At 55.0% G+C, this 19,540-nt stretch carries 17 protein-coding genes and 1 CRISPR repeat array; of the genes, 3 read left to right on the forward strand and 14 right to left on the reverse strand.

Translation table 11 applies throughout. The features are described 5' to 3' along the window. Positions 1 to 56 precede the first annotated feature (56 nt). Positions 57 to 2,618 (forward strand): DNA mismatch repair protein MutS, encoded by a 2,562-nt coding sequence (gene mutS, locus C3432_RS13500; RefSeq protein ID WP_103777131.1) that lies wholly within the window; start codon positions 57 to 59, stop codon positions 2,616 to 2,618. A 134-nt stretch (positions 2,619 to 2,752) separates the two neighbouring features. Here mutS and rpoS read toward each other — a convergent pair whose 3' ends face one another. After that, positions 2,753 to 3,745 (reverse strand): RNA polymerase sigma factor RpoS, encoded by a 993-nt coding sequence (gene rpoS, locus C3432_RS13505; RefSeq protein ID WP_000081550.1) that lies wholly within the window; start codon positions 3,743 to 3,745, stop codon positions 2,753 to 2,755. A gap of 62 nt (positions 3,746 to 3,807) precedes the next feature. Then, positions 3,808 to 4,890, reverse strand: a complete 1,083-nt coding sequence (gene nlpD, locus C3432_RS13510) for a murein hydrolase activator NlpD (protein WP_258041623.1) — start codon at positions 4,888 to 4,890, stop codon at positions 3,808 to 3,810. On the opposite strand from nlpD, the gene C3432_RS27990 reads away from it, so the two are divergent. Next, positions 4,823 to 4,966 carry a peptidase gene (locus C3432_RS27990; RefSeq protein WP_258041613.1) on the forward strand — a complete coding sequence of 48 codons (144 nt, stop codon included), beginning with the start codon at positions 4,823 to 4,825 and terminating at the stop codon, positions 4,964 to 4,966. The two genes, nlpD and C3432_RS27990, sit on opposite strands and share 68 nt — an antisense overlap. Positions 4,967 to 5,079: 113 nt before the next feature. Here C3432_RS27990 and pcm read toward each other — a convergent pair whose 3' ends face one another. The 10 genes from pcm to cysD all read right to left on the reverse strand — a co-directional run bounded on the left by pcm (position 5,080) and on the right by cysD (position 12,620). Continuing rightward, positions 5,080 to 5,706, reverse strand: coding sequence for a protein-L-isoaspartate O-methyltransferase (pcm, locus tag C3432_RS13515; RefSeq protein ID WP_103777133.1), 627 nt, complete (start codon positions 5,704 to 5,706; stop codon positions 5,080 to 5,082). Then, positions 5,700 to 6,461, reverse strand: a complete 762-nt coding sequence (gene surE / locus C3432_RS13520; RefSeq protein ID WP_103777134.1) for a 5'/3'-nucleotidase SurE — start codon at positions 6,459 to 6,461, stop codon at positions 5,700 to 5,702. The genes pcm and surE overlap by 7 nt, the downstream gene beginning before the upstream one ends. Further along, positions 6,442 to 7,491, reverse strand: a complete 1,050-nt coding sequence (gene truD / locus C3432_RS13525) for a tRNA pseudouridine(13) synthase TruD (protein ID WP_103777135.1) — start codon at positions 7,489 to 7,491, stop codon at positions 6,442 to 6,444. Before truD ends, surE begins: the two co-directional genes overlap by 20 nt. Beyond that, positions 7,488 to 7,967 (reverse strand): 2-C-methyl-D-erythritol 2,4-cyclodiphosphate synthase, encoded by a 480-nt coding sequence (ispF, locus tag C3432_RS13530; RefSeq protein WP_103777136.1) that lies wholly within the window; start codon positions 7,965 to 7,967, stop codon positions 7,488 to 7,490. The genes truD and ispF overlap by 4 nt, the downstream gene beginning before the upstream one ends. Beyond that, positions 7,967 to 8,677 carry a 2-C-methyl-D-erythritol 4-phosphate cytidylyltransferase gene (ispD, locus tag C3432_RS13535; protein ID WP_103777137.1) on the reverse strand — a complete coding sequence of 237 codons (711 nt, stop codon included), beginning with the start codon at positions 8,675 to 8,677 and terminating at the stop codon, positions 7,967 to 7,969. The genes ispF and ispD overlap by 1 nt, the downstream gene beginning before the upstream one ends. Positions 8,678 to 8,695: 18 nt before the next feature. Continuing rightward, positions 8,696 to 9,007: a cell division protein FtsB gene (gene ftsB / locus C3432_RS13540; protein ID WP_103777138.1), complete on the reverse strand. Its 312-nt coding sequence runs from the start codon at positions 9,005 to 9,007 to the stop codon at positions 8,696 to 8,698. Positions 9,008 to 9,299: 292 nt separating this feature from the next. Beyond that, positions 9,300 to 9,623, reverse strand: a complete 324-nt coding sequence (locus C3432_RS13545; protein WP_103777139.1) for a DUF3561 family protein — start codon at positions 9,621 to 9,623, stop codon at positions 9,300 to 9,302. 46 nt (positions 9,624 to 9,669) lie between these two features. Beyond that, entirely contained in the window at positions 9,670 to 10,275 is a 606-nt protein-coding gene (cysC, locus tag C3432_RS13550) for an adenylyl-sulfate kinase (RefSeq protein WP_103777140.1), read from the reverse strand. Then, entirely contained in the window at positions 10,275 to 11,702 is a 1,428-nt protein-coding gene (cysN, locus tag C3432_RS13555; protein WP_103777141.1) for a sulfate adenylyltransferase subunit CysN, read from the reverse strand. The genes cysC and cysN overlap by 1 nt, the downstream gene beginning before the upstream one ends. Positions 11,703 to 11,711: 9 nt before the next feature. After that, positions 11,712 to 12,620: a sulfate adenylyltransferase subunit CysD gene (gene cysD / locus C3432_RS13560; protein WP_103777142.1), complete on the reverse strand. Its 909-nt coding sequence runs from the start codon at positions 12,618 to 12,620 to the stop codon at positions 11,712 to 11,714. Between the two features lie 253 nt (positions 12,621 to 12,873). Between cysD and C3432_RS13565 the strand changes: the two genes are divergently transcribed. Beyond that, positions 12,874 to 13,920, forward strand: coding sequence for an aminopeptidase (locus C3432_RS13565; protein WP_103777143.1), 1,047 nt, complete (start codon positions 12,874 to 12,876; stop codon positions 13,918 to 13,920). A 22-nt stretch (positions 13,921 to 13,942) separates the two neighbouring features. After that, a CRISPR array of direct repeats spans positions 13,943 to 18,242; the repeat unit is 29 nt; unit sequence CGGTTTATCCCCGCTGGCGCGGGGAACAC. Between the two features lie 93 nt (positions 18,243 to 18,335). On the opposite strand, the gene cas2e is transcribed toward C3432_RS13565, so the two are convergent. Both cas2e and cas1e read right to left on the reverse strand, forming a co-directional pair. Beyond that, a complete protein-coding gene (gene cas2e, locus C3432_RS13570) occupies positions 18,336 to 18,620 on the reverse strand; it encodes a type I-E CRISPR-associated endoribonuclease Cas2e (RefSeq protein ID WP_046274804.1) in 285 nt (94 codons plus the stop codon). 3 nt (positions 18,621 to 18,623) lie between these two features. After that, positions 18,624 to 19,538 carry a type I-E CRISPR-associated endonuclease Cas1e gene (gene cas1e / locus C3432_RS13575; RefSeq protein WP_103777144.1) on the reverse strand — a complete coding sequence of 305 codons (915 nt, stop codon included), beginning with the start codon at positions 19,536 to 19,538 and terminating at the stop codon, positions 18,624 to 18,626. Positions 19,539 to 19,540 lie beyond the last annotated feature (2 nt).

The raw sequence follows: 19,540 nt of genomic DNA on the forward strand, positions 1-19,540 counted from the left end.
AATGACAAAGAAGAACATCACAACCTATTTAAAATCAGGGAACTGGACACAACCCCATGAGTACAATCGATAATCTCGACGCCCATACCCCCATGATGCAGCAGTATCTCAAGCTGAAGGCACAACATCCGGAGATCCTGCTGTTTTATCGCATGGGCGATTTTTACGAATTGTTTTATGACGATGCCAAACGTGCATCGCAACTGCTCGATATCTCGCTGACCAAACGCGGCGCATCTGCGGGTGAACCGATTCCAATGGCGGGTATTCCGCATCATGCGGTAGAAAACTATCTCGCCAGGCTCGTGAATCAGGGGGAATCCGTCGCCATTTGCGAGCAGATTGGCGATCCGGCAACCAGCAAAGGACCGGTCGAGCGTAAGGTCGTTCGCATCGTGACACCGGGCACCATCAGCGATGAAGCGCTGTTGCAGGAGCGCCAGGATAACCTGTTAGCGGCTATCTGGCAGGACAGTAAAGGTTACGGATATGCCACGCTGGATATCAGTTCCGGGCGTTTTCGCCTGAGCGAACCCGCAGACCGGGAAACCATGGCCGCTGAACTACAGCGCACCAATCCAGCAGAATTGCTGTACGCCGAAGATTTTGCCGAGACGGCGCTGATTGAAGGCCGCCGTGGTTTACGTCGTCGTCCGCTGTGGGAATTTGAAATTGATACCGCACGCCAGCAGCTAAATCTCCAGTTTGGCACACGCGATCTGGTTGGCTTCGGCGTAGAAAACGCCCCACGTGGACTGTGCGCCGCAGGTTGCCTGCTGCAATATGTCAAAGATACCCAGCGCACCTCCCTGCCGCACATCCGTTCTGTCACGATGGAACGTCAGCAGGACAGCATCATTATGGATGCCGCCACGCGCCGTAATCTGGAGATTACCCAGAATCTGGCCGGGGGGGTGGAAAATACGCTGGCCTCAGTGCTCGACTGTACCGTCACACCGATGGGCAGCCGTATGCTCAAGCGCTGGCTGCACATGCCGGTGCGCGACACCAAAATCCTGACCGAACGCCAGCAGACCATCGGTGCCCTACAGGATGTGACCAGCGAACTGCAACCCGTGCTGCGTCAGGTGGGCGATCTGGAGCGTATTCTGGCTCGTCTTGCCCTGCGTACCGCCCGCCCGCGCGATCTCGCGCGTATGCGTCATGCCTTTCAGCAACTGCCTGAGTTACGTGCACAGCTGGAAACCGTAAACAGCACGCCGGTACAGATGCTGCGTGAAAAAATGGGCGAATTCGGCGAACTGCGGGAACTGCTGGAACGCGCCATCGTTGATGCACCGCCGGTACTGGTTCGTGACGGTGGGGTGATTGCGCCGGGGTACAACGAAGAGCTTGACGAGTGGCGCGCGCTGGCTGACGGCGCGACCGACTACCTGGACCGGCTGGAAATCCGCGAGCGCGAGCGTACCGGACTGGATACGCTGAAAGTGGGCTTTAATGCCGTGCACGGCTATTACATTCAGATCAGCCGTGGGCAGAGCCACCTGGCGCCGATTAACTATGTTCGTCGTCAGACGCTGAAAAACGCCGAACGCTACATCATTCCCGAACTGAAAGAGTACGAAGACAAAGTTCTCACATCTAAAGGCAAAGCGCTGGCGCTGGAGAAACAGCTGTATGACGAACTGTTCGAACTCCTGCTGCCGCATCTGGCAGATCTACAGCAAAGCGCCACTGCGCTGGCAGAACTTGATGTGCTGGTGAACCTCGCAGAACGTGCTTATACCCTGAACTACACCTGCCCGACGTTCTCTGACAAGCCAGGCATTCGTATTACCGAAGGCCGCCATCCGGTTGTAGAACAGGTGCTGAACGAACCGTTTATCGCTAACCCACTGGACCTTAGCGCACAGCGTCGAATGCTGATCATTACCGGGCCAAACATGGGCGGTAAAAGTACCTATATGCGTCAGACCGCGTTGATTGCTCTGCTGGCCTATATCGGCAGCTATGTTCCTGCGCAAAAAGTGGAAATTGGCCCGATCGATCGCATCTTTACCCGCGTCGGCGCGGCGGATGACCTGGCCTCCGGGCGCTCCACCTTTATGGTGGAGATGACCGAAACAGCCAACATCCTGCACAACGCCACTGAAAACAGTCTGGTCTTAATGGATGAAATCGGGCGCGGCACGTCAACCTATGACGGGCTTTCTCTGGCGTGGGCATGTGCGGAAAACCTGGCGAATAAGATCAAGGCGTTGACGCTGTTTGCCACCCACTATTTTGAGCTGACGCAGCTGCCGGAAAAGATGGAGGGCGTCGCCAATGTCCATCTCGACGCTCTGGAGCACGGCGATACTATCGCCTTCATGCACAGCGTACAGGATGGCGCAGCAAGTAAGAGCTACGGTCTGGCCGTCGCCGCGCTGGCGGGCGTGCCGAAAGAGGTGATCAAACGTGCGCGCCAGAAACTGCGCGAGCTGGAAAGCCTCTCACCGAACGCTGCCGCGACCCAGATCGATGGTACGCAAATGTCGCTGCTGTCGGTAGCGGAAGAGACCTCTCCCGCCGTTGAAGCGCTGGAAAATCTCGACCCCGATACCCTGACGCCGCGCCAGGCGCTGGAGTGGATTTATCGGCTGAAGAGTCTGGTGTAACCGTTCACGCACCGTGTTCGCAAAATGATGGGCTTAATCCTGCCGGATAGCAGCTACCCTATCAACAATGCCCGACATAGAAAAAAGAAAAAAGCCAGCCTCAAAGAGGCTGGCTTTTCTTGACAGAACTTTGCTTACTCGCGGAACAGCGCTTCGATATTCAGCCCCTGAGTCTGCAGAATTTCACGCAGACGACGCAGACCTTCAACCTGAATCTGACGAACACGTTCACGCGTGAGACCAATTTCGCGGCCCACATCTTCCAGTGTCGCAGCTTCGTACCCCAGTAAACCGAAACGACGTGCCAGCACTTCACGCTGTTTGGCGTTCAGTTCGAACAGCCATTTGACGATGCTCTGTTTCATATCATCGTCCTGCGTGGTGTCTTCCGGCCCGTTTTCCTTTTCATCGGCCAGAATATCCAGCAACGCTTTTTCGGAATCTCCACCCAGCGGGGTGTCGACCGAGGTAATGCGTTCGTTGAGTCGAAGCATACGGCTGACGTCATCAACCGGTTTATCCAGTTGTTCAGCAATCTCTTCTGCGCTCGGTTCGTGGTCCAGTTTATGCGACAACTCACGCGCGGTACGCAGATAGACGTTCAGCTCTTTTACAATGTGGATTGGCAGTCGAATGGTACGGGTTTGGTTCATAATGGCCCGTTCAATCGTCTGGCGAATCCACCAGGTTGCGTATGTTGAGAAGCGGAACCCGCGTTCCGGGTCAAACTTCTCGACTGCGCGGATAAGTCCCAGATTGCCCTCTTCAATCAGGTCCAGCAGCGCCAGACCACGATTGCCGTATCGACGGGCAATTTTCACCACCAGACGCAGGTTACTCTCAATCATCCGACGGCGAGAAGCGACATCTCCACGCAATGCGCGACGCGCAAAATAAACTTCTTCTTCGGCCGTTAACAGTGGTGAATAACCAATCTCACCAAGGTAAAGCTGAGTCGCGTCCAACACACGCTGTGTGGCCCCCTGCGATAACAGCTCTTCTTCAGCCAAATCGTTATCACTGGGTTCCTCTTCAACTAAGGCTTTTTCGTCAAAAACCTCAACTCCGTTCTCATCAAATTCCGCATCTTCATTTAAATCATGAACTTTCAGCGTATTCTGACTCATAAGGTGGCTCCTACCCGTGATCCCTTGACGGAACTGGCAAGTGAAAGCCTGGTTCCGCCGATTTATCGCTGCGGTAAATAACGCAGCGGGTTTACGGATTTCCCCTTGTAACGAATTTCAAAATGCAAGCGTGTAGAACTGGTTCCGGTGCTACCCATGGTCGCTATTTTTTGCCCCGCCTTAACTTCTTGTTGTTCCCGGACCAGCATCGTATCGTTATGGGCGTAGGCACTCAGGTAATCATCATTGTGTTTAATGATGATTAGATTACCGTAACCGCGCAGCGCGTTACCGGCATAAACGACGCGCCCATTTGCGGTCGCGACAATTGCCTGTCCCTTACTGCCTGCAATGTCGATCCCTTTGTTGCCCCCCTCGGTAGCAGCGAAGTTTTCGATCACTTTGCCCTCAGTCGGCCAGCGCCATGTGGAGATTGGCGAACTGGTAGACATACTGCTTGCAGTTGATTCGGTAGTGCTAACTGCCGGAGCCGTTACAGGCGCTGTGACGACCGTCCCAGCAGGCTTGTTGTTAGGCAACATTTTGTTAGCACTTTGTTCACCTGAATCCTCAGAATACGTAATTGTTGGTTTCGAAGCAACAGCAACGGTGGAATTTTGTGCAGGATTGGTCACAACTCCCTGCTGTGCATCATCCGCACGGGTGATCGCATTTCCGCCAGTAATCGGGGCACCAGATGCGTTACCTACCTGTAGCGTTTGCCCGACATTCAGGCCATACGGAGCCGGGACATTATTGCGCTGCGCGAGGTCGCGGAAATCGTTCCCGGTAATCCAGGCGATATAAAAAAGCGTATCGCCTTTTTTCACCGTGTAGGTACTGCCTCCGGTATAGCTGCCTTTCGGAATGTTCCCATACTGACGATTGTACACAATGCGCCCATTTTCCATCTGTACGGGTTGCTGAGCGACAGGCTGGATCGTTGTGGGCTGAGTGACCGTAGGCTGTTGTACTGGCTGAATTTGTGGGGTTTGCTGTGCCGCTGGCGTTGACGTCCCCATTTTAGGTGGCGGCGTAATCAACATTCCGGAACTGGTGTTTGATGGCGCGCTGCCGTTGACGGAGCTAACCGGAGCAGGTGGATTAGACGAATTCGTACAACCTGCCAGCCATAGCGAAACCAGTGACAATGCCGCAATGCGGCTAACGGTGAATTTTTGGCTTCCCGCGCTCATTTATCCCCCAGGAAAAATTTGGTAAACAACCAGTGACGTAATAACCGTGCAAAGCATCGCAGAGGCACTGGAAAACGCGTCCACGATACTCTGACTTGTTCCAAAATATCCAGGAAAACTCCGGGTATTCCAGAGGCCTTAAGCGAGCTCACCCTTGACTAAAGGTACAAAGCGAACGGCTTCCACGGTATCGATAATAAATTCGCCGCCCCGACGACGCACCCGCTTCAGATACTGGTGCTCATCGCCCACGGGTAAGACGAGAATGCCGCCTTCATCCAGCTGCGTCATTAACGCGGTCGGAATTTCCGGCGGTGCTGCTGTCACAATGATAGCGTCAAACGGGGCTCGCGCCTGCCAACCTTGCCATCCATCGCCGTGACGAGTTGAAACATTGTGTAAATCGAGCTGCTTCAGGCGGCGTCGAGCCTGCCATTGCAGCCCTTTAATGCGCTCCACCGAACAAACGTGATGAACCAGATGCGCAAGTATCGCCGTCTGATACCCGGAGCCGGTGCCAATCTCCAGCACTCGGGACTGCGGCGTCAGTTCGAGCAGCTCGGTCATTCGCGCCACCATATAGGGCTGAGAAATCGTCTGCCCCTGACCAATTGGCAGCGCGATGTTGTCCCAGGCTTTATGTTCAAACGCTTCATCAATGAATTTTTCACGCGGTACTAAGGCAAGCGCCTCAAGCACATGCTCATCTTTGATACCCTGAGCGCGTAATTGTTCAAGAAGGGTGTGTACGCGTCTGCTTACCATTGCGTGTCAACTCCCACGCTGTCTAACCAGTCCGAAAGCCTATCATGCGCGCTGTGGGCGGTTAAATCCACATGCAGCGGCGTGATGGAGACGTAACCTTCATCCACAGCAGCAAAGTCTGTCCCCGGCCCGGCATCGCATTTGTCACCCGGAGGACCAATCCAGTACAGCGTGTTGCCGCGGGGATCCTGCTGTGGGATCACCTTCTCCGCCGGATGTCGGCTGCCGCAACGCGTCACACGGATGCCTTTAATCTGGTCCAAAGGCAAATCCGGCACGTTGATATTCAAAATACGCCCGGTTCGTAACGGTTCCCGACATAATGCCCGCAGGATCGTGCAGGTCATTGCGGCGGCGGTATCGTAGTGTTTGTGACCGTCCAGCGAAACCGCCAGCGCAGGAAAGCCCAGATGGCGGCCTTCCATCGCCGCAGCGACCGTCCCGGAATAGATGACATCATCACCCAGATTAGGACCTGCGTTAATACCTGAAACCACAACGTCCGGGCGTGGACGCATAAGCGCATTGACGCCCAAGTAAACGCAATCGGTAGGCGTTCCCATCTGGACGGCGATATCGCCATTCCCGAAGGTAAAAGTGCGAAGCGAGGATTCCAGCGTCAGTGAGTTTGATGCACCGCTGCGGTTACGATCGGGGGCAACCACCTGTACGTCAGCAAACTCACGCAGCGCTTTCGCCAGCGTTTGTATACCGGGTGCGTGAACCCCGTCATCGTTACTCAGCAATATGCGCATAATCACCCAATGTATTGATAAGTTCCCTTACAACACTGGTGGCAAAACTACCTGCCGGTAGCCAGAATCGTAACTCTACGGTTACATCATCCCACCAGTTCCAGCTTAATTGTTGCGGATAAAGCAGCATCGCCCGACGTGCCGCTTCGACTTTTTCTCGCAGCAGCAAAGATTGCAGATCGGTTTCGTCCGCAATGGCGGCTTGTTCAAACGCCAGCGCGTCACGCTGGGTCCCCCATTCGCCACTGCCGGGCAGAGATGCGGTAACCATCAACGCTTTTTCATCGACGCGACTCTGCAATTCGCTCAGCTCTTCATGGGCGGCGACAAACCAGCTTCCGCGTCCCGTTAATTGTAGTGCATCGCCGTCAACAACTTGATTAAAGTCTGGTTTTTTCAGTCGTTCGCTGACAATCTGATTAAACAACGCGCTACGGGCTGCCGACAACCAAAAACTACGTTTATTGCGATCGCGCACCGGCGCATTGCTCTGCGCCCAGCGCAAAGCGCCCAGTAAATTGCTGCCGCCAAGACCAAAACGCTGCGCGCCAAAGTAGTTCGGCACACCGCGCACGCCAATGGCCTGCAGACGAGCCTCAACGTCATCCCGATCGCTGATTTCACGCAGCACCAGCGTGAACGCATTGCCTTTCAATGCGCCCAAACGCAGCTTACGCTTGTGACGCGCGTATTCCAGCACTTTGCAGCCTTCAAGCTGAAAAGCGCTGAGGTCGGGCATCTCTTTTCCTGGAACGCGTGCGCACAGCCACTGCTCCGTTACCGCGTGTTTGTCTTTCTGCCCGGCAAAGCTCACTTCGCGGGCATGAATTTTCAGAAACTTCGCCAGCGCGTCGGCGACAAAACGGGTGTTACAGTCGTTTTTGAGGATCCGCACCAGGAGATGTTCACCTTCGCCATCCGGCTCAAAGCCAAGATCTTCGACGACCACAAAATCTTCCGGATTCGCCTTCAGCAACCCTGTGCCTTGCGGCTTACCGTGCAGATAGGTCAGGTTTTCAAACTCTGTCATTTTGTTGCCTTAATGAGTAACGCCACCGCTTCGCAGGCAATCCCTTCCCCACGTCCGGTAAAACCGAGTTTTTCCGTGGTGGTCGCTTTTACGTTCACATCATCCATATGACAACCGAGGTCTTCGGCAATAAATATGCGCATTTGTGGGATATGCGGCAGCATTTTCGGAGCCTGAGCGATAATCGTCACATCGACGTTGCCAAGGCTGTACCCTTTGGCCTGAATACGCCGCCAGGCTTCACGCAGTAGTTCGCGGCTGTCTGCTCCTTTAAATGCCGGATCGGTGTCCGGAAAGAGCTTGCCGATATCGCCCAGCGCCGCTGCGCCGAGCAGTGCGTCGGTCAGCGCATGCAGCGCGACGTCGCCATCAGAATGCGCCAGCAGCCCTTTTTCGTACGGGATGCGCACGCCACCAATGATAATTGGGCCTTCCCCGCCAAAGGCGTGTACGTCAAAACCGTGTCCAATTCGCATTATGTATTCTCCTGGTGGATAGTACGGGTCAGATAAAATTCAGCCAGCGCCAAATCCTCCGGACGCGTCACTTTAATATTATCAGCGCGTCCTTCAACAAGCTGCGGATGAAAACCGCAATATTCCAGTGCCGAGGCTTCATCAGTGATCGTCGCGCCTTCGTTCAGTGCGCGAATCAGACAATCATGCAGCAGCTCGCGAGGGAAAAATTGCGGAGTCAGCGCATGCCATAAATCCCGACGCTCTACGGTATGGGCGATGGCCGTTTTGCCAGGTTCTGCGCGTTTCATGGTGTCACGCACGGGTACGGCGAGGATCCCGCCGGTTTGGCTGCTTTCGCTGAGCATCAGCAGACGCGCTAAGTCATCCTGATGAAGACATGGACGAGCGGCGTCATGCACCAGTACCCACGGCACGTCACCCGCGGCTTTTAGCCCGGCAAGCACGGAGTCTGCTCGTTCCTCGCCACCGTCAACCACCGTGATTTGCGGATGCTGCGCCAACGGCAGTTGGGCAAATCGGCGGTCTCCGGGGCTAATGGCAATCACGACGCGGCTCACCCGGGAATGCGCCAGCAGCGCATCAACCGAGTGTTCAAGAATGGTTTTATGACCGATTGAGAGATATTGCTTAGGACATTCTGTTTGCATTCGGCGGCCAAATCCGGCAGCCGGAACCACGGCGCAAACATCCAAATAAGTGGTTGCCATGTTAAATCCCTGGATGGTTTATCGATTATTTTGCCCCGCAGTCTGAGCGCGTTTAGATGCGTCAGGCACCAGACGATAAAAGGTTTCGCCCGGTTTGGTCATGCTGAGTTCATTGCGTGCACGTTCCTCGATAGCCTCCTGACCGCCATTGAGATCGTCAATTTCGGCGAAGAGCTGATCGTTACGCGCTTTAAGTTTGGCGTTAGTTGCCTGCTGTGCCGTCACGTCATCATTGACGCGACTGTAATCATGTATACCGTTCTTACCGAACCACAGCGAATACTGTAGCCAGACCAGTAGAGCCAGCAACAGCAGCGTTAGTTTACCCATCCTGCCCCCTGAAAAACGGCACCATCATCCCATACTTTCGCAGACGACTCTATGTCTGCGGGCGGGAGTGCCGCGACAACGCGGGCAAATGTACCACATTTGTCCCTTGTTACGTATATCCCCTGAATAATTCGAGTTGCAGGAAAGTGGTCTTCGGAGAGGGATAACGATGTCCCTTATTTATCCCCGGAAGCGTACACGAAGCACGTGAGGATTATTCGCGACGCGCCCCCTTCAGAGCGCTGCCAGCAGCGTTCAAAACGCTGTCGAATTTTGGCGGACACAGCCCCTCTTAGCCCAGCAGCCACATGAATAATGCGCCAAACATCGCCCCTACCGTCAGCAGAGTCGACACAATGCTGTACAGCAGTTTGCCTCCCATCAACGAATGTAAGGCAATCCCCACCACCACAGCCACAGGCATCAGCGCCAGAAAGAAAGGCCAGGTATAAAGGAAGAAAAACAGCGTGTTAGGGCCATAAATCAGAAAGGGGATCCCCAGGGACAGTAACCACGACACAAAACCGACAGCGGCACCCGGTAATGACCAGGTGGTTTCATCGTCGGTCATGAAGGTATCTGACCTTGTGATAGTAATGTTATGGCTATTACGCATATTAAATCCTGTGACATTGACTGACCGGGCACACAGGCCCGGTGTCTCAGGATCTGATAATATCTTCCTGTCTCAGCAGGTCTAATAATTGGGGGACCAAATTTGTTACCAATTGTTCACCATCCAGATGAACATCCGGGGATTCAGGCGCTTCGTATACCGAATCAATGCCAGTAAAGTTACGCAGCTCCCCCGCCCGCGCTTTTTTATACAACCCTTTCGGATCGCGCTCTTCACACATGGCCAGCGGCGTGTCAACGAAGACTTCGATAAAACGCCCCTCTCCCACCCGTTCACGAACCATCTGCCGCTCGGCCCGGTGTGGAGAAATAAACGCCGTAAGCACCACCAGCCCCGCATCTACCATCAGGTTCGCGACTTCCCCCACCCGACGAATATTCTCTTTGCGATCGGCATCGCTGAAGCCCAGATCGCTGCACAGGCCATAGCGCACGTTATCTCCATCCAGTAAATAGGTGCTGACCCCCAGTTGATGCAGCGCCTCTTCCAGCGCCCCCGCCACCGTTGACTTACCGGAGCCGGACAGCCCGGTAAACCACAGCACAACGCCACGATGACCGTGACGCTGTTCACGCTGTTGCGGTGTAACGGGATGGGCATGCCAGACGATGTTTTCGTCATGCCTTGCCATTATTTGTCTCCCGACAAATCGCGCACGCCCCAGTGAGGGAAATGACGGCGCACCAGGGCATTCAGTTCCAGCTCAAAAGCGCTAAACGCCGACGGCGCGGCAGACACATCAACGACAGGTTCACGCACCATCCCTGCGCCGACGGTCACGTTACTCAGGCGATCGATGAAAATTAAGCCCCCGGTCACCGGGTTTTGTTGATAGGTATCCAGCACCAACGGTTCGTCAAAGGTCAAATCCACCAGGCCGATGCCGTTGAGCGGCAGACTTTCCGCTTCACGCTGGGTCAGATTGTTGATATCCACCTGATACTGCACGTTATCAACGCGCGCACGCGTCTTTTTCCCGGCGATTTTAATGTCATAGCTCTGGCCCGGAGACAACGGCTGCTCCGCCATCCACACCACGTCAATGGACGCGCTCTGCACCGCAGGCAACGTCTCATCGGCGGCAAGCAGCAGATCGCCACGGCTGATATCGATTTCGTCTTGCAGAACCAGGGTGATCGCTTCGCCCGCAAAAGCTTCTTGCAGATCGCCATCAAATGTCACAATACGCGCCACGTTCGACTCCACGCCAGACGGCAGCGCTTTTACGCGCTGTCCGACCTTCACGCTGCCAGAGGCCAGCGTTCCGGCATAACCACGAAAATCGAGATTCGGGCGGCTGACATACTGCACCGGGAAACGCATCGGCTGTGACTCCACCACGCGCTGGATCTCAACCGTTTCCAGGACTTCCAGCAGGGTTGGACCGCTGTACCAGGGCATACTTGCACTCTGGGAAGCAACGTTGTCGCCTTCCAGCGCGGAGAGCGGGACAAAACGGATATCCAGATTGCCCGGCAGTTGTTCAGCGAACGTCAAATAGTCTTCGCGAATGCGGGTAAAGGCTTCTTCACCGTAATCCACCAGATCCATTTTGTTGATCGCCACCACCAGGTGTTTGATCCCCAGCAGCGTAGCGATAAAGCTGTGACGACGGGTCTGATCGAGTACCCCTTTACGCGCATCAATCAGCAGGATAGCCAGATCGCAGGTCGACGCGCCGGTCGCCATATTACGGGTATACTGCTCGTGCCCTGGGGTATCGGCGATAATAAATTTGCGCTTCTCGGTGGAGAAATAGCGGTAGGCAACATCGATGGTGATCCCCTGCTCGCGTTCAGCCTGCAAGCCATCCACCAGCAGCGCCAGATCGAGTTTCTCCCCCTGGGTGCCGTGACGTTTACTGTCGTTGTGCAGGGAAGAGAGCTGGTCCTCATAAATCTGCCGCGTGTCGTGCAGCAGGCGACCAATCAGGGTACTTTTACCATCGTCCACGCTGCCGCAGGTTAAGAAACGCAGCAGACTTTTATGTTGTTGGGCGACCATCCAGGCTTCGACGCCGCCTTCATTAGCGATTTGTTGGGCAAGTGCGGTGTTCATAGCGATTCCTTAGAAATACCCCTGACGTTTCTTCAGCTCCATGGAGCCAGCCTGGTCACGGTCAATCACGCGGCCCTGGCGTTCACTGGTGGTCGAAACCAGCATCTCTTCAATGATCTCCGGCAGCGTCTGCGCGTTAGATTCGACTGCGCCGGTCAGCGGCCAGCAGCCGAGCGTACGGAAGCGCACCATCCGTTTTTTGATCACTTCCCCTGGTTGCAGATCGATACGGTTGTCATCGATCATCATCAGCATGCCGTCACGTTCCAGTACCGGGCGTTCAGCCGCCAGATACAGCGGGACAATCTCAATGTTTTCCAACCAGATGTACTGCCAGATATCCTGTTCGGTCCAGTTGGAGAGTGGGAACACACGAATGCTTTCGCCTTTATTAATCTGTCCGTTGTAGTTGTGCCACAGCTCCGGGCGCTGATTCCTGGGATCCCAGCGATGGAAGCGATCGCGAAACGAGTAAATACGTTCTTTCGCTCGGGATTTTTCTTCATCGCGGCGCGCCCCGCCGAACGCGGCGTCAAAGCCGTATTTGTTCAGCGCCTGCTTCAACCCTTCGGTCTTCATAATGTCGGTATGTTTGGCGCTACCGTGGACAAAAGGATTAATCCCCATCGCCACCCCTTCCGGGTTTTTATGCACCAGGAGTTCACAACCGTAAGCTTTGGCGGTACGGTCGCGGAACTCATACATTTCACGAAATTTCCAGCCGGTATCCACATGCAGCAGGGGGAACGGCAGCGTGCCTGGATAAAACGCCTTACGCGCCAGGTGCAGCATGACGCTGGAATCTTTACCGATAGAATAGAGCATCACCGGCCTGGAGAATTCTGCCGCAACCTCACGGATGATGTGGATGCTCTCTGCCTCCAGTTGCCGCAGGTGGGTAAGTCGTTTTTGGTCCATAACCGTTCCTATGCAATACCGCTATTTTTCGAGTTTGTCTGACAACCGACTATAGGGAGCGCAGAAGAACGAATGAAATTACGAATTGGAATGAGTTGTTCCTCAAAGGAATAACGATCTGGCAAAGCAAATATCAAAAAGTGCTTAACTGACCGGATTTCGGGCATTTAGGAATAAATGAAATTGTGTTAACCAGATCACAGTTTCATACTATGCGGGTTAAAAATTTCTGCTCTGTATTTAAGGACTCATTATGTTTTCCGCACAGCGCCATCGTATTGCTGCCTTAGCGATCGGCGTATGCTCCATTCTTCCCGCGCAGGCAACGCTGCCTAAGACCGGTGAAATAGCGAATACTCAGGCACGACACATCGCAACAATCTTCCCAGGCAGAATGACCGGAACGCCAGCGGAGATGCTGTCAGCCGATTATTTGCGTCAACAATTTGCGTTGATGGGATATCGCAGCGATATTCGGACCTTTGGTAGCCGTTATATTTATACCACCAGGAATAACCGTAAAAGCTGGCATAACATAAACGGCAGCACGGTCATCGCGGCGCATGAAGGGAAAGTACCGCAGCAAATTATCATTATGGCGCATCTGGATACCTATGCCCCACAAAGCGATGCCGACACCGAAGCCAATCTCGGCGGTTTAACCCTGCAGGGCATTGATGATAATGCCGCCGGTCTGGGCGTGATGCTTGAACTTGCCGAACGTCTGAAAGATGTCTCTACCGAATACAGCATTCGCTTTGTCGCCACCAGCGGTGAAGAAGAAGGAAAACTGGGTGCGGAAAATCTGCTTAAACGAATGAGCGCAACAGAGAAGAAAAACACGCTGCTGGTGATCAACCTCGATAATCTGATCGTGGGTGACAAACTCTATTTCAACAGCGGGCAGAATACGCCGGAAGCGGTGCGGAAATTAACGCGTGACCGGGCGCTGAAAATCGCCCACAGCCACGGCATCGCCGCCAGCACAAACCCAGGACTGAACAAGGACTACCCGAAAGGGACGGGCTGCTGTAACGACGCAGAGGTGTTTGATAAAGCCGGGATTTCGGTGCTGTCCGTCGAGGCCACCAACTGGGGGCTGGGCAAGAAAGACGGTTATCAGCAGCTTGCCCGGACCACCGCCTTCCCCGCAGGGAACAGCTGGCACGACGTGCGTCTGGATAACCAGCAGCATATCGACAAAGCGCTACCCGACAGAATTGAGCGCCGCAGCCGCGACGTAGTGCGCATTATGCTGCCGCTGGTGAAAGAGCTGGCGAAGGCAGAGAAAGCGTCTTAATTTTGGTTAAAAGACTTCATTCGCGGTTATCCCCGCGGGTGCGGGGAACACTTTAAAGATCGCCCTTCAAGCCGCTTTCGCGGCGGTTTATCCCCGCTGGCGCGGGGAACACACGATATTCAGCGGATAGCACACCAGCGCCCGCGGTTTATCCCCGCTGGCGCGGGGAACACTCATTGCGGTCATACCGTGGACTCAAAACCCGCGGTTTATCCCCGCTGACGCGGGGAACACCTCTTTTGCTGCAATCGCTGCCCGATCTCTCTCGGTTTATCCCCGCTGGCGCGGGGAACACGTTCAAACCGGGACTTTTGCTACCGCGATTGGCGGTTTATCCCCGCTAGCGCGGGGAACACGTATGATTATCCAACGGAGTATGTTCCGTACCCGGTTTATCCCCGCTGGCGCGGGGAACACATTTCCTGATGCTGTTATCGTTGAATATTCAGCGGTTTATCCCCGCTGGCGCGGGGAACACCGTGACGAGCGTGATCCCGATTTCCTCTACAACGGTTTATCCCCGCTGGCGCGGGGAACACACCAACAACGGAAATATTAACGGTGGAGATTTCGGTTTATCCCCGCTGGCGCGGGGAACACATGGTAACGGACCAGAATCCAAACAGCAGATACGGTTTATCCCCGCTGGCGCGGGGAACACTTAAAATGTCTCATGATTCTCGTTTAGATAAACGGTTTATCCCCGCTGGCGCGGGGAACACGTAAACATGCGCCGGTTCTCTGAGGTCCGGCGCGGTTTATCCCCGCTGGCGCGGGGAACACACTTTTAGGAACGTCCCCGGGGAAGCGTTCTGCGGTTTATCCCCGCTAGCGCGGGGAACACGATTTCGGTGCGCCTTTTGTGGATTTTACTGGCGGTTTATCCCCGCTGGCGCGGGGAACACCTACAGGTCTTGCCATTTCTAATGCCGATGCTCGGTTTATCCCCGCTGGCGCGGGGAACATGTATTTGGGCGGGTGCGTGTGAAATCACCGAACGGTTTATCCCCGCTGGCGCGGGGAACACTTGGGACTGCCCGCGCCAAGGTTGGGAAGGGGCGGTTTATCCCCGCTGCCGCGGGGAACACGTCCTGGCGCTGCTTTCCCGCGTCCATGTGTGAGGTTTATCCCCGCTGGCGCGGGGAACACTTCGCTAGTTTGAATATATGAAGTTATATTATCGGTTTATCCCCGCTGGCGCGGGGAACACTTTCATCCGAATCATGGATTGAAAAATAAAGTCGGTTTATCCCCGCTGGCGCGGGGAACACCTACGCGACATTGATATTTTAGATACAACACCCGGTTTATCCCCGCTGGCGCGGGGAACACCACGTAGCGAAGGCATGGCTGCACTGGCTCGGCGGTTTATCCCCGCTGGCGCGGGGAACACTGTACCTGCGCTTTTGCAAATACGCATATAGCCGGTTTATCCCCGCTGGCGCGGGGAACACGTTGTTGTATGTGGCTACTACGATGAATATGTCGGTTTATCCCCGCTGGCGCGGGGAACACTGGATTTCAAAAATACCACTAGTTACAATTGCCGGTTTATCCCCGCTGGCGCGGGGAACACCTGGTATTCATCTGCCACCTGAGCGGCAATCGCGGTTTATCCCCGCTGGCGCGGGGAACACGGCAGACCCTCGATGTTGAGTTCTCCGGACGGCGGTTTATCCCCGCTGGCGCGGGGAACACATGCCAGGGCGCGACAAATAGCTAACTGTGGGCGGTTTATCCCCGCTGGCGCGGGGAACACTGGATAACATTTTCGTATAGTAATCGACAAGCCGGTTTATCCCCGCTGGCGCGGGGAACACACATCCCGCGATCTAAGTAGTCCCGACGAAGCCGGTTTATCCCCGCTGGCGCGGGGAACACTTCACGCCTGTCACAAAGAAAAAACGAGGGTGCGGTTTATCCCCGCTGGCGCGGGGAACACAGCCGCTTTTTCCTGATAGTTACAGTCGTCATCGGTTTATCCCCGCTGGCGCGGGGAACACTTTCCCCGTTGAAACGGGTGGTGCCGTCAAAGCGGTTTATCCCCGCTGGCGCGGGGAACACCAGGCAAAAGAAAGCCCCGCGTGATGGAGGGGCGGTTTATCCCCGCTGGCGCGGGGAACACCATGCCGACTGAATACCAGTGAGCAGTATAGACGGTTTATCCCCGCTGGCGCGGGGAACACCCAGGTGACGTATGTCACAACTGCTGCAGTAACGGTTTATCCCCGCTGGCGCGGGGAACACCGCACCTTTAACTTCTTTCCCCGCCTCGATCGCGGTTTATCCCCGCTGGCGCGGGGAACACACCATTCTGATACCTGCCAGTTGGTTGTTCGCCGGTTTATCCCCGCTGGCGCGGGGAACACCAGTGAGTACGTCATGGATCTGCATAACAAGGGCGGTTTATCCCCGCTGGCGCGGGGAACACCCCAGCGGGGTTTTATGAGTTGCACGAATCATCGGTTTATCCCCGCTGGCGCGGGGAACACTACCAGCAATAGACGTTGATCACATCATACCGCGGTTTATCCCCGCTGGCGCGGGGAACACAAGACCAAAAGTTAGATCGTCAAGAGGATGCGCGGTTTATCCCCGCTGGCGCGGGGAACACAAGACCAAAAGTTAGATCGTCAAGAGGATGCGCGGTTTATCCCCGCTGGCGCGGGGAACACTCTTCTATACGCTGGCGCACGGGCTCTGTGAGCGGTTTATCCCCGCTGGCGCGGGGAACACTCGTCCATCGCGTCGGCCCGCTCGGTCAGCATCGGTTTATCCCCGCTGGCGCGGGGAACACACGTGGGAAGTCATCAGACCGAGTTTTATGAACGGTTTATCCCCGCTGGCGCGGGGAACACGCGATGTATGCCTCTTTCAACCTGGCGGCCTTCGGTTTATCCCCGCTGGCGCGGGGAACACCGTGTCGGGCAACCCAGGGTAGGCTGGGTATTCGGTTTATCCCCGCTGGCGCGGGGAACACGGTAAAACCCATCACCAGAAACATGAAACCGTCGGTTTATCCCCGCTGGCGCGGGGAACACTGTTGTTCCGGCTCTCCTGAGCCTGTAAGCCGCGGTTTATCCCCGCTGGCGCGGGGAACACAAATCCGTGTGCGCCCGGATCTGGAAATCACCCGGTTTATCCCCGCTGGCGCGGGGAACACCTGAACCTCAAAAATATATGCAGTAACAAGAACGGTTTATCCCCGCTGGCGCGGGGAACACGTCATTGCAGCCACGACCCAGCAATTTTAAATCGGTTTATCCCCGCTGGCGCGGGGAACACTACCCGACATAGATATAAGACAGAATCAGGTTCGGTTTATCCCCGCTGGCGCGGGGAACACAGTTACGCGTCAATGGGTTCCAATAGTTACTGCGGTTTATCCCCGCTGGCGCGGGGAACACCTGAATGCGTTCATCGCGCATCATGTTGCTGGCGGTTTATCCCCGCTGGCGCGGGGAACACTGTCGTTCTGAGAGAGGACAAATTCAATGTAACGGTTTATCCCCGCTGGCGCGGGGAACACATTGTCGGAAACAGCGATTCGTCACAGATGGACGGTTTATCCCCGCTGGCGCGGGGAACACACCAGTCTGGACCGGTTCCTGCCCGTGCCAGCCGGTTTATCCCCGCTGGCGCGGGGAACACTTGAGCCAGATCGCGCTGCTTACGCGCGTTTTCGGTTTATCCCCGCTGGCGCGGGGAACACCACGTTGCGCACATCAACGACACCGCATGACGCGGTTTATCCCCGCTGGCGCGGGGAACACTGCTGGGGATAACGGTAGCGATACTGCGAAAACGGTTTATCCCCGCTGGCGCGGGGAACACGCGCCCTAAAATATATAATACAATGTTTAAATCGGTTTATCCCCGCTGGCGCGGGGAACACGTCGACAACAAAACCAACACAAACACCAGACGCGGTTTATCCCCGCTGGCGCGGGGAACACTTGGAAGGAAAGGGTAGTTATTCTTGCGATATCGGTTTATCCCCGCTGGCGCGGGGAACACTACGTCAGCGTGACCATGTAACCAGTTCTGCGCGGTTTATCCCCGCTGGCGCGGGGAACACGGAAGTATGTCATCCGTGAACATGTTCATCATCGGTTTATCCCCGCTGGCGCGGGGAACACCATGCTGGAACCTAAGAGAATCGTCAAAGGTTCGGTTTATCCCCGCTGGCGCGGGGAACACTATTTTGTTTTGCAGTACGTTCCGGCTATACCCGGTTTATCCCCGCTGGCGCGGGGAACACAACAATCTGCGGTGGAACTAATTGCGCAAATGCGGTTTATCCCCGCTGGCGCGGGGAACACTCTAAAACTATATCACTGATCTAAAAGGGATTATAGCCGTAGAAAAATTTCACCAAATTTTCCACATTATTAAAGAACTATAACCCATTGATTTTACGAAGGGTGGAATGACACTAACCTTAATCCATCCAGTTCCACCGCCATGCGCCTGTTTTCACCCCATGTTTGAAAATCAAAACCAGACTCATTATTCACCGCCCAGGCCATGACAACATTACCTTCGTCTGCCAGGGTAGTGACCTGATGCCAGATCATTTCTCGCACCTTACGTGAGGTATCGCCAACGTAAACACCTGCGCGAACTTCTAATAACCAGACAGCCAGACGACCGCGCAAACGAGCAGGAACATTTTCGGTGACAACAACAAGCATACTCATGCGCTACCCCCTGTGCCCTGCATCGCCCAATGAAACAGGCTCAGGGATCGCCGGAGGCTGGGCATCTTCAAAAGGTTTAGGGATTTCAATCTCCCCGGCAGCCAGCACTTCTTCAATCAATGGGATGATCCGCGCCAGCGTTTTCTGGCTGCGGAATATATCCCGACAGGCCAGACGAACCTCTTTATCTGGACTGACTGGCGCACGGGCAGCAATCTCGAACGCAACCGGAACAACACCATCAAATTTGACGATATCAGCAATGTCATACACAAAAGAGAGCGGCTTACCGGAATGCACAAAACCAATAGCAGGTGCATAACCTGCGGCTAATACCGCGGCTTCGGTAATACCATAAAGGCAGGATGTGGCAGCACTAATACACTGATTAACCGTGTCGCCCTTTTTCCAGTCTTTAGGATCGTAACGTCGACCATGCCACTTCACACCGTAGCGCTCTGCCAGCAGAGCATAGGTCTGGCGTACCCGCGCTCCTTCGATGCCACGCAGTTGTTCAACGGAGCGACGGCTGGGAGCAGGCTCACCAAAACGCAATTCGAACATTTTACGCACCACTTTCAGCCGGAGTTCTTCATCCAGAGCCAGCTTTGCCTGATACAACAGTTTGTCTGAACGCGCACCCCCCGGCTGTCCGCAGGCGTACAGTCGTACACCTGCTTCACCAACCCATACCAGTAAGGTGCCCGTGGTTGCCGCCAGTCGCACTGCGGCATGAGAAACACGCGTGCCTGGCTCCAGCATAATGCAGGCTATCGATCCCACCGGAATATGCGTTCGTATCCCCGTTTTGTCGATCAGCACAAACGCTCCATCGATCACATCAATCTGCCCGTATTGCAGAAAGATCATTGAGGTACGATCTTTCATTGGGATGGGTGACAAAGGTAAATAAACCACAA

The sequence above is a fragment of the Citrobacter amalonaticus genome, assembly GCF_002918555.1.
GTDB classification, from domain to species: domain Bacteria; phylum Pseudomonadota; class Gammaproteobacteria; order Enterobacterales; family Enterobacteriaceae; genus Citrobacter_C; species Citrobacter_C amalonaticus_A.

Bases quoted from the DNA above. Each gene is read 5' to 3' on its own strand.
- mutS (WP_103777131.1), top strand. From the start codon at position 57: ATGAGTACAATCGATAATCTCGACGCCCATACCCCCATGATGCAGCAG.
- rpoS (WP_000081550.1), bottom strand. From the start codon at position 3,745: ATGAGTCAGAATACGCTGAAAGTTCATGATTTAAATGAAGATGCGGAA.
- pcm (WP_103777133.1), bottom strand. From the start codon at position 5,706: ATGGTAAGCAGACGCGTACACACCCTTCTTGAACAATTACGCGCTCAG.
- surE (WP_103777134.1), bottom strand. From the start codon at position 6,461: ATGCGCATATTGCTGAGTAACGATGACGGGGTTCACGCACCCGGTATA.
- truD (WP_103777135.1), bottom strand. From the start codon at position 7,491: ATGACAGAGTTTGAAAACCTGACCTATCTGCACGGTAAGCCGCAAGGC.
- ispF (WP_103777136.1), bottom strand. From the start codon at position 7,967: ATGCGAATTGGACACGGTTTTGACGTACACGCCTTTGGCGGGGAAGGC.
- ispD (WP_103777137.1), bottom strand. From the start codon at position 8,677: ATGGCAACCACTTATTTGGATGTTTGCGCCGTGGTTCCGGCTGCCGGA.
- ftsB (WP_103777138.1), bottom strand. From the start codon at position 9,007: ATGGGTAAACTAACGCTGCTGTTGCTGGCTCTACTGGTCTGGCTACAG.
- C3432_RS13545 (WP_103777139.1), bottom strand. From the start codon at position 9,623: ATGCGTAATAGCCATAACATTACTATCACAAGGTCAGATACCTTCATG.
- cysC (WP_103777140.1), bottom strand. From the start codon at position 10,275: ATGGCAAGGCATGACGAAAACATCGTCTGGCATGCCCATCCCGTTACA.
- cysN (WP_103777141.1), bottom strand. From the start codon at position 11,702: ATGAACACCGCACTTGCCCAACAAATCGCTAATGAAGGCGGCGTCGAA.
- cysD (WP_103777142.1), bottom strand. From the start codon at position 12,620: ATGGACCAAAAACGACTTACCCACCTGCGGCAACTGGAGGCAGAGAGC.
- C3432_RS13565 (WP_103777143.1), top strand. From the start codon at position 12,874: ATGTTTTCCGCACAGCGCCATCGTATTGCTGCCTTAGCGATCGGCGTA.
- cas2e (WP_046274804.1), bottom strand. From the start codon at position 18,620: ATGAGTATGCTTGTTGTTGTCACCGAAAATGTTCCTGCTCGTTTGCGC.